We start from the raw sequence: 15,098 nt of genomic DNA, 5'->3' as shown, positions 1-15,098 counted from the left end.
CTCAGGCGAGCTGCGCCAGCGTATCCACAAAACCATCGGCATCCACGGCCCGCACGGGCTGGCCGTGGTTGTAGCCATAGGTGACCAGCACCACCGGGCAGCCCGCAGCCCGCGCGGCCTGCGCATCGTTGCTGGAGTCGCCCACCATGAGAGTGCGCGCAGGGTCGGTACCCAAGGCTTCGCAGGTCTTGAGCAACGGCAACGGATCGGGCTTCTTGCGCTCGAACGAGTCGCCACCGAAGACCTTCTCGAAATAGCCGTCAAACCCCTTGGACTGCAGCAAGGGCAGCGCAAAGTCCCGGGGCTTGTTGGTCAGACAGGCGAGACGCAGACCCCGGGCGCGCAAAGCCTGGAGCCCCGCCTCCACACCGTCATACACCCCGGCATACTGGCCATTGATGGCGAGATAGTGGCGTTGGTAGCTGGCCCAGGCCGATGGATACAACGCTTCAATTTCAGTAGCAATAGAGGCATGATTTATCTGCACTAGCACGTGGTTGAGCACTGAACGCAGCAAATGCTCCGACCCCTTGCCCACCATGTGTTCGATGGTCTGCGCCGCAATCGACGGCAGCTCCAGTTCGCGCAGCATGCGGTTCAGTGCCTCGTTGAAATCACCCATGGTGTCCACCATGGTTCCGTCCAGGTCGATGATGGCGGCGTCCACGCCGGTGAGCAATGTGGACAGCGAGGGGGTAACGGCGAGAGACATTGGGCAAGCATTCGGAAAGAGAAGACAGGACCAAGTTTACGGAACCCGTCAAATCCTCCCCTGGTCTGCCTTGCTTCGTTCACCGCAGACTGAGCGTCTCGCGCTTCCACGCAGGGTCTTGCCAGCGCTGGAACAGGGGCAGCGCTGCAACATCGCCCGTCACGCGCTCGGTGGTCAAGCCCTCCAGCCGCACCACCTCAAAACTCTTGCGGTAGCGGCCCTGGCCCCGGGCTTCGCGCGCCACCAGCATTTGCTGGCCGCCGGGCACCCAGCCCGCCCATTCGGCCACGCCGGTCTCGGGCGTGGCGGCGGCGGGCGGCAGCACATCGGCCAGCCAGCCGCCTTCCGTTTTGCGCAGCACCCACAGCTCGCGCCAGCCTTCCATGGGCTGCACGGCCAGGGCCAAGGCTGTGCCTTCGCGGTTGGTGCTGGCCGATGCAGTCCACACCACGCCGTAGGTGCAGCGGCGCAGCAGCGGGGCCTTGACGCTGTGCTGCGCGTCCACCAGCAGCACGCAGGTTTCGCCGGGGGCGCCAGGCTCAGTCAGCAGCGTGGGGCGAGTGCTGGCGGCCGAGGTGACAGGCACAACAGCAGGCACCAGCGCCCAGCGCACCGCACTCACCCGCATGGCGGCGTCGTTGTAGGCGCTCTGGTCCTCGTCAGGCAGCTCGGCCTTGCTCACGCCGGTGAATTCCGTCAGGGCACGTGCAGCGGCGGCGGCCACAGCCGGGTCGGCCGCGTTCTTACGCGCCTGCTGGAACGCTGCAGCACCCCACACGCTGGAGCGGCGCATCTGTACACGGTTGCGCAGGTAGCCGGGCAGACCCGCCACGTCCACGCGCTCCAGTACCTCAGCCTGCCAGGTTGTGACCTTGGCACGCTCGTGTGCGGGCAGATCGGGGTTGATGCATTCGGGGCGAGTCAGCGCCAGGACGGCACGGGCGCGCTGCTCGGCATCGGCCACGGGCATGGCCAGCAGGCGGCGAAAGGCCTCGCCCTCGTAGCAAACCTGCATGCGGCCTTCGACCTCGTAGGTGGCAAAGCGCAGGCCGTAGGCGTTGGCCACATCCAGATGGGCCGACAACGTGGCACCCGATGCCTTGCCCGGCACGGCCACCGAGGCACGGCGCGCCAGGCGGTCTGCAAAGGTGCCCAGGGCATCGAAAGCCTGGGCACCCTCCACACCCGACAGGGCCTTGGCGGGCGCGGTTTGCAGGTAGGCGGCGGTGAGGCCAATGCCCAGCGCCTCGGCACCCGGCGTTTCCTGCACAAAGCGCATCACGGCCAGCAGCGCGGGGCCTTCCGCCTCGGTCAGGGCCACGCGGCGCACATCGCTGGCGCGGATGAAGCCACCGCGCTCGCGCTTGTGGTCCCACACCTGCAAATAGTCGAGGCGCTCGCCACGCACTTCGAGCACTTCGCCCTGCCACAGGCTGGCCTGCTGCTGGGCTCCGTCGCGGGGTGCAGCGCGCAGGCTGGCCTGGTCTTGCACCACGATGGCGCTGCCCTGGGCGCTGGGCGATGGCTGGGGGGCGGCCTCGGCCGCCACGGTCACTGCAGCGCTGGCCACGGCTGCCAACAAAGTTGCGAAGGTGGCGTTCATGTTCACTGCTCCACGGCTTGGGTGGTGGTGGCGTCGTCGGCCACGGCCGCAGCATGGGCTGCACCGGCCTGGGCGTTGCGGTTGCCACCCAGCAGCGCGGCACCGATGAAGTCGCCGTTGGTAGGCGGGGGCGCGATGATGACCTGGATCTTGTCCGAGAGCTTGTCGGCCAGCGTCTTCTGAATGAGCAGCGGGTGTTTGGTCACCAGCGCGCCTTCGCGGGCCATTTGCTCGGCGTTGACCTTGCCCACGCGGTCCATGCGGTAGGCCTCGGCTTCGGCCAGCTTCTGGCGGGCGTCGGCTTCGCCGTTGGCTTCGATGCGGCGGGCCTGGGCGGCGCCTTCAGCAGCTTTCACGCGGGCCACACGCTCGGCTTCGGCCTCCAGCTGGCGCTGTTCGATCTGGCGCTGCTTGAAGGGCAGCACGTGCTTCATGGCCTCTTCCTGGGCCTTGGCGGCGATGACCTGCTCACGCGCGGCGGCTTCGGCGGCCACTTCGCGACGCACCTTGTCGGCGTTGGCGTCCAGCTCGGTTTCCTTCACGCGCTTGTCTTTCAGCTCCAGCGTGTAGCGCATTTTTTCGGACGCCAGCTCTTCGGCCAGCAGGCTGTCCATGCCACGGCGGTATTCGGCGGGCAGGTCCACCTTGCCGATCTGCAGGCTGCGCAGCGTCACGCCATCGGCAGCCAGGCGGGCGCGCAGTTCGGTTTCGATGATCTGTGCAATTTCGGCGCGCTTGGACGAGAAGATTTCACGCACCGTGTAGCGGGCAAACACCTTGTAGACCAGGCCCTGCACGGCGGGCTCCACGATGTCGACGCCCAGGTTGTCGGGCAGGTTGCCGGCATTGACGGCGGGCGAGTTGGGGTCCAGCGCATAGCGCACGCTCAAATCCAGCCCCAGCGACAGGCCTTCCACCGACTGCAGCGGCGCGCTACCCGTGGCCTGGCGCATGGCCTCAGGGCGATAGCTCTGGTCGCGCAGCGAGAACACGCGCACCGTGTGCAGGCCGGGCACCACCCACACGCTGCCATCCCGCCACAGGCTCACCGAGCCGGTGAACTGGTTCAGGCGCACACCCAGGTCGCCTTGCGCCAGGTGTTGCACGGGCGGATTGCGGTACACCATCAGACCCGCTGCGACGACCACGGCGCCAGCGGCCAGCCAGCGCACGGTGCGGGCGGTGGGCAGCAGGTAGGCCCAGTTCAACGGGGCGGCCGACACCGGGCCCGCTGTGGGGGGGATGCCTTGCAGATCAGCGTCCAACACGGGTTCCGTGCCCGCTTCGGGCAAGGGGGTGGAGCGACGGCCCTTCAGGGTCTGCACGATGCGATTCCAGGTGGCTTTCATGGTGTTTCTCTCTCAGGTTGGTTCGATGTTGTTGTCGTTTCTGAGCCGTCGCCGTGGCTGGCTCATTGAGGACCGATTGTTCGGATCCACCCCGGAAGCAACAACGCAGTGCAGCCCCCAATGCGCTCACACCGGACGCACGAACCTTCCGGCCCCGGAAGAAAAACTCACACCGCCCAGAACGGGGCGCCGGGATAATCCACCCACCCCTCTACAGCCCCGCCCTGCCCATGACCCGCATTGCCGTGATCGAAGACGACCTGCCCACCAGCAACCAGTTGGCCGGGTGGATACGCAGCGCCAAGAGCGGTATCGTCATCGACCAGTGGTTTACCCGCGACGAGGCCGAGGCCGCGCTGGCCCGCGAGCACTACGACGCGGTGGTGCTGGACATTGAGTTAGGCCGCGAGCGCCATGCGGGCGTGGCCCTCATCAACGCCATCAACAAGCTGCGCCAGGGCACGCCGGTGCTGGTGGTGTCGGCCATGCCTGCGGCCATCTACCGCAGCATCATGAAGGCGCTGGACGCGTGGGACTACCTGCAGAAAACCACGTTTGAAGAAGCCGATTTCATCGAGACTTTTCTCGACATCCTGCGCACCACGCAGGCACAGGCCCCGGCCAGCGCAGCCCCTGCCCCGGCGGGCGATGCTCTGGTGCTGGACCCGCTGTGGCAGCGCACCCCCACCTGGCGCGGCGAGCGCATCAACCTGCCGCTCACGGCCCAGCGCATTCTGGCCACGCTGCACCAGCGCAGTGGCGAGGTGGTGTCGTATGACGAACTGTTCGAGGTGGTGAAAAGTGGCCGCAATCGCGACAACGTACGCAAGCATGTGAGCACCATTCGCGAGGCGCTGCGCGAAGTGGACCCCGGATTTGAAGGCATTGAGAACGTGCCCATGCGCGGCTTCCGCTGGGTCGGTAAATGAAGCGCCTGCTGCGCCGCCCCGCGCTGGAGATGCCCCGGCTGGGCCTGCCCGCGTTCCGCCTGCGCATTCTGGTGCGCGGGGTGTTCGTGCTGCTGGCACTGGCCACGGTGGTGCTGAGCGTGGTGGTGCTCAAGGACGAAAAGGAGCGCGCCTGGCAGGCCTACCAGCATGGGTTTGTGCGCAGCCAGGCCGAGGTCATGGCGCGGCTGCGCCACCCCTCCGGCCAGTTGGCGCTGCTCAATGCCAGCCACCTCGGCCAGGGCGTGACGCCGCTGGCGCCGCTACTGCTGCCCTATGCGGCCATCGACTTTGACGACCCCCAAAAATCGCAACAGGCCGTGGAGATGGCGGGCTGCTCTGTGCAGTACCCCGATGGCGCCTCAGTGTGCGCGGCGATTGGCAACAACCCCTATGCGGGCGGCTTCATTTACCTGGTGGGCAGCTTCTATGCCGGCGAACTGACGCCCCGCGAGCGCGGCGCCTTGGTGCCCGCCGAGGCACACCGTGCGCGCATCACCCTGGACATGCGGGGTGCCACCTACCGCTGGATTGCGCCGTATGAGGCCATGCCCCCACAAGGCAGCGTGGCCGTGCGCGGGCGTCTGACGGGATTTGTGGACAACGGCACGCCGCAGCTCGACGCCCGCGCGCGGCCCGTGCGCGACTTTCGCGGCTGGCTGTGGCAAAACGGCCAGTGCCGCGACCTGCCGCCCCCATCGGCCAGCTCGCCCGCTGGCGAGGCCACCACCACTGACTGCCTGCGCCGCACGCACTACTCCATCCGCCTGCCGGTCGAACTGTTCCGCGAAGCCCTGTTCCGCAAGGACGAGCGCCTGGTCTGGCCGCCGGAAGACTTGGGACAGATGCGGGTGCGGGTGGAGATGCTGGCGCCGGGCGAGGACACCAAGCCCTTGTTCGACAGCGACGCACCCGGCGCGCAACTGGCCGCATCGCTGGGCGACCTCTCGCGCAGCCTGCTGCCGGGTGAGCGTGTGCAGATCCGCAAAATGGGCAGCGACGAAGCCAGCGCCATCACCCTCAAGGGCGTCGAAGTGCAGGCCGATCCATCTGCACCGTGGCTGCTGCGCCTGATCCGCTGGCTGCCGCTGGAGGCCGCAGGCGTGGGCCCGGCAGCAGCCACGCCCGCCGCCCCTACGGCCCTGGACATTCTGGACACGCCCACGGGAAACTACGTGGTCAACTTCACCGGCCACCTGCGCGGCGTGGAGCAAGGCTTGGCCGCCGTGGCCACGCGCCTGTCGTGGTACCTGGGTGCCATGCTGGGCGCCATTGCGCTGGCCTGGCTCGTGGTCGAGGTGGGCCTGATCCGCCGCGTGACGGCCCTGACCCGCCGCGCCGCCGCCGTGTCGTACAACGTGCAGCCTGGCCACACCGGCCCCCGGCTGGGCGATCTGGATGTGTCGGACCTGCGCGGCTCGGACGAGCTGGGCATTCTGGCCGGTGGCTTGGCCGACCTGCTGCAGCGCGTGAAGGACGACCTGCAGCGCGAGCAGCTGCGCGCCCAACAAGAGCGCGACATGTGGCACGCCGTAGGGCACGAGATCATGTCGCCCCTGCAGTCGCTGATGGCGCTGAACGGCCCACAAGACCCCGGCCACCGCTATGTGCAGCGCATGCAGCAGGCCATCCATGTGTTGTATGGCACGGCATCGCCCGCCGAAGCGCTGCAGGCCGCCGATGTGCCCGAGGGGCGGCTGGACCTGGATGCCTTCTTGCGCAACGTGGCCGACAACGCCCACTTTGCGGGCATTCTGGATGTGGTGTACGACCTGGGCCCAAGCCACCCTGGCCCGGTCATCGTGCGGGCCGACGAGTTTGCGCTCGAAGACGTGGTGACCCACATCTTGCGCAATGCCGACCGCTATCGCCCCACGGGCAGCCCCATCAGGCTGACCCTCACGGCGTCAGAATCCACCGCCAGCGCTACGCTGCACAATCAGGGCTCCACCATTGCAGACGAACTGCTGGAGCGGATTTTTGAGCTGGGCGTTTCCGACCCCGCCAGCCCCACCCCGCTGGGCGAGGGCGAGCACCGGGGCCAGGGGCTGTTTGTGGCCAAAACCTACATGGCCAAGATGGGCGGCACCATCAATGCGCGCAACACGTCTGATGGCGCGGCCTTCATCCTGACCTTTCAGCGACTGGGCTGACCCAGCCCAAGACGCGAAGCGCGCGCACGGGCAAGGGCGGCTCTGTCCGACAGGGGCACATGGCCCCGGCGCCTACCCTGCAGGCATAGGTTCAGACCATCGTCTGCCATTGCCTCAGGAGCCCTCCATGAAACGCCTTTCCTTTGCCACCTCTATCTTCGCTGCGGCCTTGCTGCTGGCCTGTGCGGGCGCATCCGCTCAAACGCCGCCGCAGGACGCGCGGGCACGCTACGAGCAGGAGCGGGAAAAGTGCATGACCAACAACACCCAGGACAGCCTGGCCACCTGCCTGCGCGAGGCCAACAACGCACTGGACGCTTCCCGCAAGGGCGATCTCAGCAACCCCGGAGCCGCCGCCACCGACAACGCCACCCAGCGTTGTGCAGCGTTCCAGACGGCTGCTGACCAGGCGGATTGCATGCGCCGCGTGCAAAGCAGCCCGGCGAGTGGCTCGGTCTCCGGCGGCGGCGTGCTGCGCGAATCGACCACGACCACCATCACCGTGCCTGCGCAACAGTAACCTGACCTCCCATCAGGTGCGGTCTGCCAAAAAGGCATCCGCACCCAATCTTCGCAGCGACCGAGGCGATCAGCCCAAGGCGACACGCATCGCGTCGATCACGCCCCGGTAGTCCGGCTTGCCAAAGATGGCGCTGCCTGCGACAAAGGTGTCAGCGCCCGCGTCAGCCACGCGGCGGATGTTGTCGGTCTTGATGCCGCCATCGACTTCCAGACGAATGTCCTTGCCAGAAGCATCAATGCGCTTGCGCACAGCTTCGATCTTGCGCAGCGCGGAGTCGATAAAGCTCTGGCCGCCAAAGCCGGGGTTCACGCTCATGATGAGGATGAGGTCGATGTCGTCGATCACCCAGTCGAGCACGTCCAGAGGTTCGGCGGGATTGAACACCAGGCCAGGCTTGACGCCTTTGGACCGGATGGCCTGGATGCTGCGGTGCACATGGCCCGAGGCATCGGGGTGGAAGCTGATGTAGTCAGCACCCGCGTCGGCAAAGGCAGCGGCCAAGGCATCCACAGGCTGGATCATCAGGTGCACGTCAATCGGCACGGCCACGCCCGCAGGCGTTTTGGCGTGGGGCTTCAAGGCCTGGCAGACCATGGGGCCAAACGTCAGGTTGGGCACGTAATGGTTGTCCATCACGTCAAAGTGAATCCAGTCGGCGCCAGCGGCAATGACATTGCGCACTTCCTCGCCCAGGCGGGCAAAGTCGGCGGAAAGGATAGAGGGGGCGATTTGGAATGTGCGGCTCATCCCCCGATTGTCGCAAAGCGCAGAACCACTGGGGTTTTGGCACGTGGGAGTTGCCCACACACGGGGCGGCACGGTTACCATGCGGCCCATGCCAAAGTACCAGTTTGACGTGGAAGTGCTGCCCGAATACCTGCCCGAGCAGTCTGCGCCGGACACCGGGGTGTTCAGCTTTGCCTACACCATCACCATCACCAACGCAGGGGACGCGCCCGCCCAGCTGATCTCGCGACACTGGATCATCAGCGACGCGCGCGGCCACACCGAAGAGGTCAAGGGACTGGGCGTGGTGGGACAGCAGCCACTGCTCAAGCCGGGTGAGTCGTTCCAGTACACCAGCGGCTGTCGCCTGCGCACCTCCAGCGGCACCATGCACGGCACCTTCCATTGCGTGGCCGAAGATGGCGAGCCTTTCAATACCCCGGTGCCCTTGTTCGTGCTGGAGGCGATCAGCCACGGCCCGTCGGGTGAGCCCCTGAGCGGCCGGGTGCTGCATTGAAGAACCATTCCCACAGCCCCCATGCCCACCCCTCCATGGGACCGCTATCCATCGGATGGGCGGCTTTTCCTGTGGGAGCAGGCCATCCATGAAAAATTCCGCCGAGCCCAAAGACCTGGCCCACCTGCTGGCGGCGCTGGACCCTGCCGCCGACCTGGCCCATCGCCACCTCTGGCTCATCCACCTGCTGGACTGGGTGCGCGGCAAGCGTGATTCGGTGCCTGCCGCGGTGGGCCGGGTGCAGCTTTTCATCGATGCAGTCGCGGCGCGGCCCGATATTCAGCAGCGGCTGCAGGACTGGTGGGCGACGCTGGTGGACCAGGTAGACATCACCACCTTGCTGGCAGACTTTGGCTTTGCACCCCGCACCGCCCTGGTCAGCGAGATGGCCGAACGCCTGCGCACCAAGCTGCTGCCGGGCAGCCCAGAGACCATCGATGCGTCCGAACTGTTCATGCTGGCCTTGCCCCGTGCGTTCGACGCGCAATGGCTGGCAGCGCTGGATGAAGCCACCCTGAACCGCCTGGTGATGTTGCTGGCCCAGGACAACGCCGATGAGCGCCCAGGCGGCGCGACACGCTGGCACCGCGCCTTGCTGGACGCCATCACCTACTGTGCAGGGCAAATCCTCTCGACCGGCTTTGCACCCGAACTGCGGCTGCGCATGAGCGAATCTGCACGGGAGGCACAACCCTTCCACGCCCTCATCCGCGACGTGGAAAGCCTGCGGGTCGAGGTGCTGCACGCACTGCGCACCCCCGACCGGCTGGACGCATCCGCCCAGCGCCTGCGCGAACGCCTGGAGGCCTGCCGCGCGGCGGCTGCCACCGTCTATACGCATTTCGAGGACAACGGCATTTCGGTGGGGCTGGTGTTCCGGCTGCGGCAGCTGCGCGAGCGCATCTTGCGCGTGCGCGTGCTTCTCGACTGCCTGCTGTCCGCGCAGCCCGCCGTCACTGCGGCGCAACTCATGGCACAGCTGGTGATGGTGGGACAGGAGCGGCGCAGCCTGCGCGCGCTGCTGGCCTCCAACTCCTCGCTGCTGGCGGCCAAGGTGGCCGAGCGCAGCGCCGAAACGGGCGAGCACTACATCACCCGCACCAGTGCCGAATACCGCTCCATGCTGCGCAAGGCGGCAGGGGGCGGTGCGCTGATGGCCTTCACCACACTGATCAAGTTTGGCCTGTATGCGCTCGCGCTCTCGGCCTTCTGGGGCGGCTTCATGGCGGGCATCAACTATGCCGTGAGCTTTGTGCTGATCCAGTTGCTGCATTTCACGGTGGCCACCAAACAACCTGCCATGACCGCGCCCGCCATGGCGGCCAAGCTCAAGGAGCTGGGCACCGGCGATGCGATCGAGTCGTTCGTGGACGAGATCACGCACCTGGTGCGCTCGCAGGTGGCCGCTGTGCTGGGCAATGTGCTGGTGGTGTTCCCGGCCGTGCTGGCACTGGCTGCACTGATTGCACTGGCCACGGGCCACCCGGCCATCAGCGAGAAGCAGGCCGAGCATGTGTTCGAGTCCTTGCACCTGCTGGGGCCGTCGCTGTTCTTTGCCGCCTTTACCGGGGTGCTGCTGTTTGCCTCCAGCATCATCGCGGGCTGGACAGAGAACTGGTTTGTGCTGCACCGCATGGACTCGGCCCTCCACTACAACCCGCGCATCACCGGGCTATTGGGAGCCGAGCGCGCCGCGCGCTGGGCGCGGTTCCTGCGCGAGAACCTGTCGGGTTTTGCAGCCAACATCTCGCTGGGTTTCATGCTGGGCCTGGTGCCTGCTTTCGCTGCGTTTTTCGGCTTGGGGCTGGATGTACGGCACGTCACCCTCTCCACCGGGCAGGTGGCGGCCGCCGGCGCCACGCTGGGTCTGCAGGTGCTGCAGTTGCCCGCGTTCTGGTGGGCAGTAGCCTCGCTCCCGTTCCTGGGCGCACTGAATGTGTCGGTGAGCTTTTATCTGGCCTTCAGTCTGGCGCTGCGTGCACAGAACGTGAGCGGCGTGGACCGCTCGCGCATCTATGCCGCGATCCGCGCCCGCCTGCGCACCGCGCCGCTGAGCTTTTTTGTGCCCGAGCGGCGGGGGCCACTCGCGACAACGGCACAGGGCTGAGGCGAAACCGCCGCCTCTGTCCTACAAGGGCGGAGTGTTTCCGCCTGTAAATTCAAGGGCCCAACGCCCCAGCGCACCCCGTCCCATCTGCGGAGGGCCTGTGCGCCGGGGCCTCCACTCCAACGGGCAGCGCCCGTCTGACGCAGAGGTCCGATGAAATGAATGAAATCCTGAGCTTTTGGGCGCAGTGGCTGCGCCCCTCGGCCGGGCTGCCTACGGTGCAATGGTCACTGCTGCTGGCGGTAGCCGCCATGGCAGGCTATCTCACCCAACGCCACACCGGCCTGCCCAAGGTGGTGGGCTATTCGCTGGTGGGCACGGCAGCCGGCCTGGCAGGCTTCAGCGGCGCGGTCTGGCCGCTGCAGGGCATTGGCCTGTTCCTGCTGGAGCTGGGCGTGGCCATTGTGCTGTTCGAATGTGGCGGCCGTATCCCGCTGCGCTGGTTCCGCCACAACCCCATGGTGCTGGTGCAGAGCATTGCCGAATCGGTGCTGACCTATTTCGCGGTGTACTGGGTGCTGGTGTGGCTGCAGCTGCCGCCCCAGGCGGCTGGCCCGCTGGCCCTGGTGGCGCTGGCGGCATCTCCTGCAGTGCTGACCCGGGTGGTGGCCGACACCCGTGCCGCCGGCCCGGTGACCGAACGCGCCATTGTGCTCACCACCCTTTCCACGTTGTATGCCCTGACGCTGGGCAGCGCCAAGGCAGAACTCATCAACCGCCAGAGCCTCACCGTGCTGGAGGCCGTGTCGCCCGTGGTGGTGGTGCTGGGCGTATCGATCGTGGTGGCCGCCGTGCTGGCCCTGGTGCTGCGCATGGCGCTGCGCTTCATGAGCCCCACCAGCGAAAACACCTCCATGCTGTTCCTGGCCCTGGTGGCTGCAGGCACGGCAGTGGCCGCTCACATGGGGGGCTCGGCACCACTGGCCGCGCTGCTGGGGGGCATGCTGCTCAAGCAGCTCAACCCGCGCCCCTGGGCCTGGCCACGGCAGCTGGGCAATGCATCGTCCCTGCTCACCATGCTGATGTTCGTGCTGGTTTCCACCGTGGCGGCCCAGGCCGACTGGAGCGCGCCCGTGGCCGGTGTGGTGCTGGCCCTGATTGCCGTGCGCCTGCTGGCCAAGGCCACCGGCGTGGCGCTGGGCAATGTGGGCAGCGGCGCCAGCTGGAAGCAGGCGCTGTGGGTGGGCTGCGCGATGACCCCCATGTCCTCCATCGCCCTGCTGATCGCCTCGCAGTTTGTGCTCGCGTCGCCTTCCACCGGCCATGTGATCGCGGGTGTGGCGCTGCCCGCCATCTTGCTGATGGAGGTATTTGGTGCCGTCATTGCCACCGTGGCCATCTACCGTGCGGGCGAAAGCTCCAAACCCTGGGCACCCCTGACCCGCAGCAACAACAACGGAGAGTCCCCCCGTGAGTCTTGAAGCCTTCACCCATTCCGAGCCGCTGACGCTGGGCGTCGAGCTGGAGCTGCAGCTGGTCAACACCAATGACTACGACCTGGCGCCCTACGCCGAGGACATGCTGCGCCTCATGAAGAAAACCCCGCTGCCCGGTAGCGTGGTGCCCGAGATGACGAACAGCATGATCGAAATCTCCACCGGCATCTGCCACTCGGCCAGCGAGGTGCTGGGCCAGCTCACGCCCATCCGCGATGCGCTGGTCAAAAGCGCCGACAAGCTCAACATTGCCGTGGTGGGTGGCGGCACGCACCCGTTCCAGCAGTGGCACGAGCGCCGCATCTACGACAAGCCGCGCTTTCGCGAGCTGTCCGAGCTGTACGGCTACCTGTCCAAGCAGTTCACCATCTTCGGACAGCACGTGCACATTGGCTGCCCGGATGCGGATGCGGCGCTGCTGATGCTGCACCGCATGTCGCGCTACATCCCGCACTTCATTGCGCTGTCGGCGTCCAGCCCCTATGTGCAAGGGCAGGACACGGCATTTGACTCGGCCCGGCTCAACTCGGTGTTCGCGTTCCCCTTGTCGGGGCGCGCACCGATGGCACTGACCTGGGACGACTTCACGACCTACTTCAACAAGATGACCCTCACGGGCGTGGTCAAGAGCATGAAGGACTTCTACTGGGACATCCGCCCCAAGCCCGAGTTCGGCACCATCGAGATCCGCGTGTTCGACACGCCGCTCACCATCGAGCGCGCTGCGGCCCTCGCGGGCTACGTGCAGTCGCTGGGCGCGTGGTTCCTGGCCGACCAGCCCTTCATGCCCGAAGAGGACGACTACCTCGTGTACACCTACAACCGCTTCCAGGCCTGCCGGTTTGGCATGGACGCGGTGTATGTGGACCCGGCCACGGGCGACCACATGCCGCTGCGCGAGCACATCCTGCGCACCATGGACAAGATCGCAGGCCACGCGGCCGTACAGGGCGCATCAAGCGCTATGCACATGCTGCGCACCGAGGTCGAGGCGGGGCAGAACGATGCCCGCTGGCTGCGCCAACGCCAGAGCGAAGAGCAGCTGCTGGCCGAGGTAAGCCGCCAGGCAGCGCAGCGCTTTCGCGGCGCGGCGGCCGGCTGAGAATCTGGCACGCCCCTCCACAAGCTGCCCGCTCTTATCCCACTCACAATCGGGGCATGGGTGAATTTGACTTGATTGCGCGCTACTTCACGCGCCCCGTTCGCAACGCCGTGCTGGGCGTGGGCGACGACTGTGCCTTGCTGGCACCGCGCCCCGGCATGCAGCTGGCCATCAGCAGCGACATGCTGGTGGAGGGCCGCCACTTCTTTCCCGACGTCGACCCCGAAGCCCTGGGCCACAAGGCGCTGGCCGTGAACCTGTCCGACCTGGCGGCGTGTGGTGCCAAGCCGCTCGCGTTCACGCTGGCCCTGTCGCTGCCCCGGGTCGATGAGGCCTGGCTGGCGGGCTTCTCGCGCGGGCTGCTGGCGCTGGCCGATGCCCACGGCTGCGAGCTGGTGGGCGGCGACACCACGCAGGGCCCGCTCAACATCTGCATCACCGTGTTTGGCGAGGTACCCACCGGCCAGGCCCTGCTGCGCAGCCGCGCACAGCCCGGCGACGACATCTATGTGAGTGGCACGCTGGGCGACGCCAGGCTGGCGCTGGAGGCTCTGCTCGGCCACATCGCCCTGCCCGCCGAGGCGCTGGCCCGCGCCCGCCAGCGGCTGGAGCGCCCCACCCCGCGCGTGGCCCTGGGCCTGGCCTTGCGCGGCGTGGCCACCAGCGCCATGGATGTGAGCGACGGACTGCTGGGCGACCTGTCGCACATCCTCCAAGCCTCGGGGGCAGGGGCCTGTATCGACACCTCAAAAACTATACATTTGATAGCAGCAAAGACATATTCGACTAGCGCAACCAGCCCATTGGACCTTGAACTGGTCCACCAATGCACCTTGGCGGGCGGCGACGACTACGAGCTGGCCTTCACCGCCCCGCGCGCGCGGCGTGACGCGGTGGCCGCCTCGGCGCAGGCAAGCGGCACGCCCGTCACCCGCATCGGCACCGTGCTGGCTGAGCCAGGCCTTTGGCTGGTGGACGCGCAGGGGCAGGCGGTGGAGAACCGTTACGCCTCGTTCGACCATTTCCGGTGACGGGCGGTGGCAGGCAAAAATTTTTTGCAACCCATGAATCCTTTTGCGCAACCAGCCGCTCTTGGTAGGGAAGGTGCCCTGTGCCGGCGCCTTCATTTCCCCACCAAGGAGTTTTTCACCATGCTGTACCGCAAGAACATCACCCGCCCCGAAATCCTGCTGCGCGTTGCAGGGGGCGTCGCCCTCATCGCTGCAGGCCTGTGGTGGACGTCCGCATCGCCCCTGGGCCTGGCGCTGGCAGCCTCGGGCGTTGGCAGCATCCTGAGCGGTGCCTTTGGCTACTGCCCCGCCTGTGCCATGGTGGGCCGCAAGCCTGTCGAGTGACCGCCCATGGCCACCACCCACCCAGCCCCCACCGTGGCCCAGCTTCTGCCCGCCGCACGCAGCGGTGACGCAGCGGCCATGGAGCAGCTGCTGCGCCTCACCCGTCCCGACATCCGCCGCTATGCGCTGCGCCACTGCGCCGCCACCACGGCGACGGACGACGTCGTGCAGGAGGCGCTCATCATCGTGTACCGCCGCGTGGGCGCGCTGCGCGAGGTGGCGGCGTTCGGCGGGTGGGTGGTGCGCATCGTGCAGCGGCTGTGCATGCAGCCCATGCTGGCCTGGCTCAAGGGCGAGCCGCTGGCACAGGTGGAAGACAACCTCGCCTGGTCGCACCGCCCCGACCACGAACTGCGCCATGACCTGGCCCTGGCCATCGACTCGCTGCCGCCCCTGTACCGCGAGGCCCTGCTGATGCGCGACTTCGAGGAGCTGACCATCGAGGAGATGGCGCAGCGGCTGGGTGTGACGCGCGAGGCGGCCAAAAGCCGCCTGCACCGCGCGCGGGCCCTGGTGCGGGAGTACCTGGCACCCACGGACCGCACCGGCACCACGTAGCGCTGCAGCG

The 15,098-nt window shown here is 67.1% G+C and carries 14 protein-coding genes; 10 read left to right on the top strand and 4 right to left on the bottom strand.

Annotation, left to right across the window (positions count from 1 at the left end; genetic code table 11):
• Position 1 precedes the first annotated feature (1 nt).
• The 3 genes from gph to CLU87_RS22925 form a co-directional block, all read right to left on the bottom strand.
• On the bottom strand, positions 2-712 hold the full coding sequence (gene gph / locus CLU87_RS22935; RefSeq protein WP_099731936.1) for a phosphoglycolate phosphatase: 711 nt from the start codon (positions 710-712) through the stop codon (positions 2-4).
• Between the two features lie 79 nt (positions 713-791).
• On the bottom strand, positions 792-2,315 hold the full coding sequence (locus CLU87_RS22930; protein WP_233193846.1) for a hypothetical protein: 1,524 nt from the start codon (positions 2,313-2,315) through the stop codon (positions 792-794).
• A gap of 2 nt (positions 2,316-2,317) precedes the next feature.
• Complete coding sequence (locus tag CLU87_RS22925; protein ID WP_099731935.1) at positions 2,318-3,664, bottom strand: SPFH domain-containing protein; 1,347 nt, start codon at positions 3,662-3,664, stop codon at positions 2,318-2,320.
• 230 nt (positions 3,665-3,894) lie between these two features.
• Here CLU87_RS22925 and CLU87_RS22920 point away from each other — a divergent pair, with 230 nt between their 5' ends.
• From CLU87_RS22920 to CLU87_RS22910, 3 genes are all read left to right on the top strand, one after another.
• Positions 3,895-4,593, top strand: a complete 699-nt coding sequence (locus CLU87_RS22920) for a response regulator transcription factor (protein ID WP_099731934.1) — start codon at positions 3,895-3,897, stop codon at positions 4,591-4,593.
• A complete protein-coding gene (locus tag CLU87_RS22915) occupies positions 4,590-6,764 on the top strand; it encodes a HAMP domain-containing sensor histidine kinase (RefSeq protein ID WP_099731933.1) in 2,175 nt (724 codons plus the stop codon). Before CLU87_RS22920 ends, CLU87_RS22915 begins: the two co-directional genes overlap by 4 nt.
• A 127-nt stretch (positions 6,765-6,891) precedes the next feature.
• On the top strand, positions 6,892-7,284 hold the full coding sequence (locus CLU87_RS22910) for a hypothetical protein (RefSeq protein WP_099731932.1): 393 nt from the start codon (positions 6,892-6,894) through the stop codon (positions 7,282-7,284).
• Positions 7,285-7,353: 69 nt separating this feature from the next.
• Here CLU87_RS22910 and rpe read toward each other — a convergent pair whose 3' ends face one another.
• Complete coding sequence (gene rpe, locus CLU87_RS22905; protein ID WP_099731931.1) at positions 7,354-8,034, bottom strand: ribulose-phosphate 3-epimerase; 681 nt, start codon at positions 8,032-8,034, stop codon at positions 7,354-7,356.
• 88 nt (positions 8,035-8,122) lie between these two features.
• On the opposite strand from rpe, the gene apaG reads away from it, so the two are divergent.
• The 7 genes from apaG (at position 8,123) to CLU87_RS22870 (ending at position 15,088) form a co-directional block, all read left to right on the top strand.
• Positions 8,123-8,530, top strand: a complete 408-nt coding sequence (gene apaG, locus CLU87_RS22900; protein ID WP_056748068.1) for a Co2+/Mg2+ efflux protein ApaG — start codon at positions 8,123-8,125, stop codon at positions 8,528-8,530.
• Positions 8,531-8,618: 88 nt separating this feature from the next.
• Positions 8,619-10,637 carry a site-specific recombinase gene (locus CLU87_RS22895; protein WP_099731930.1) on the top strand — a complete coding sequence of 673 codons (2,019 nt, stop codon included), beginning with the start codon at positions 8,619-8,621 and terminating at the stop codon, positions 10,635-10,637.
• Between the two features lie 158 nt (positions 10,638-10,795).
• Complete coding sequence (locus CLU87_RS22890; protein ID WP_056065273.1) at positions 10,796-12,058, top strand: cation:proton antiporter; 1,263 nt, start codon at positions 10,796-10,798, stop codon at positions 12,056-12,058.
• Positions 12,048-13,175, top strand: coding sequence for a YbdK family carboxylate-amine ligase (locus CLU87_RS22885; RefSeq protein ID WP_099731929.1), 1,128 nt, complete (start codon positions 12,048-12,050; stop codon positions 13,173-13,175). Before CLU87_RS22890 ends, CLU87_RS22885 begins: the two co-directional genes overlap by 11 nt.
• A gap of 56 nt (positions 13,176-13,231) precedes the next feature.
• Positions 13,232-14,206 (top strand): thiamine-phosphate kinase, encoded by a 975-nt coding sequence (gene thiL / locus CLU87_RS22880; RefSeq protein ID WP_099731928.1) that lies wholly within the window; start codon positions 13,232-13,234, stop codon positions 14,204-14,206.
• A gap of 120 nt (positions 14,207-14,326) precedes the next feature.
• On the top strand, positions 14,327-14,530 hold the full coding sequence (locus tag CLU87_RS22875; protein ID WP_099731927.1) for a DUF2892 domain-containing protein: 204 nt from the start codon (positions 14,327-14,329) through the stop codon (positions 14,528-14,530).
• A 6-nt stretch (positions 14,531-14,536) separates the two neighbouring features.
• Positions 14,537-15,088 carry an RNA polymerase sigma factor gene (locus CLU87_RS22870; protein WP_056065265.1) on the top strand — a complete coding sequence of 184 codons (552 nt, stop codon included), beginning with the start codon at positions 14,537-14,539 and terminating at the stop codon, positions 15,086-15,088.
• Positions 15,089-15,098 lie beyond the last annotated feature (10 nt).

It is taken from the genome of Acidovorax sp. 59, from assembly GCF_002754175.1.
Classification (GTDB): domain Bacteria; phylum Pseudomonadota; class Gammaproteobacteria; order Burkholderiales; family Burkholderiaceae_C; genus Acidovorax; species Acidovorax delafieldii.
This window is presented reverse-complemented; position numbering and strand designations above follow the sequence as displayed.

Excerpts from the sequence above, each read along its gene's own strand:
- gph (WP_099731936.1), bottom strand. The coding sequence starts at position 712 with ATGTCTCTCGCCGTTACCCCCTCGCTGTCCACATTGCTCACCGGCGTG.
- CLU87_RS22930 (WP_233193846.1), bottom strand. The coding sequence starts at position 2,315 with ATGAACGCCACCTTCGCAACTTTGTTGGCAGCCGTGGCCAGCGCTGCA.
- CLU87_RS22925 (WP_099731935.1), bottom strand. The coding sequence starts at position 3,664 with ATGAAAGCCACCTGGAATCGCATCGTGCAGACCCTGAAGGGCCGTCGC.
- CLU87_RS22920 (WP_099731934.1), top strand. The coding sequence starts at position 3,895 with ATGACCCGCATTGCCGTGATCGAAGACGACCTGCCCACCAGCAACCAG.
- CLU87_RS22915 (WP_099731933.1), top strand. The coding sequence starts at position 4,590 with ATGAAGCGCCTGCTGCGCCGCCCCGCGCTGGAGATGCCCCGGCTGGGC.
- CLU87_RS22910 (WP_099731932.1), top strand. The coding sequence starts at position 6,892 with ATGAAACGCCTTTCCTTTGCCACCTCTATCTTCGCTGCGGCCTTGCTG.
- rpe (WP_099731931.1), bottom strand. The coding sequence starts at position 8,034 with ATGAGCCGCACATTCCAAATCGCCCCCTCTATCCTTTCCGCCGACTTT.
- apaG (WP_056748068.1), top strand. The coding sequence starts at position 8,123 with ATGCCAAAGTACCAGTTTGACGTGGAAGTGCTGCCCGAATACCTGCCC.
- CLU87_RS22895 (WP_099731930.1), top strand. The coding sequence starts at position 8,619 with ATGAAAAATTCCGCCGAGCCCAAAGACCTGGCCCACCTGCTGGCGGCG.
- CLU87_RS22890 (WP_056065273.1), top strand. The coding sequence starts at position 10,796 with ATGAATGAAATCCTGAGCTTTTGGGCGCAGTGGCTGCGCCCCTCGGCC.
- thiL (WP_099731928.1), top strand. The coding sequence starts at position 13,232 with ATGGGTGAATTTGACTTGATTGCGCGCTACTTCACGCGCCCCGTTCGC.
- CLU87_RS22875 (WP_099731927.1), top strand. The coding sequence starts at position 14,327 with ATGCTGTACCGCAAGAACATCACCCGCCCCGAAATCCTGCTGCGCGTT.
- CLU87_RS22870 (WP_056065265.1), top strand. The coding sequence starts at position 14,537 with ATGGCCACCACCCACCCAGCCCCCACCGTGGCCCAGCTTCTGCCCGCC.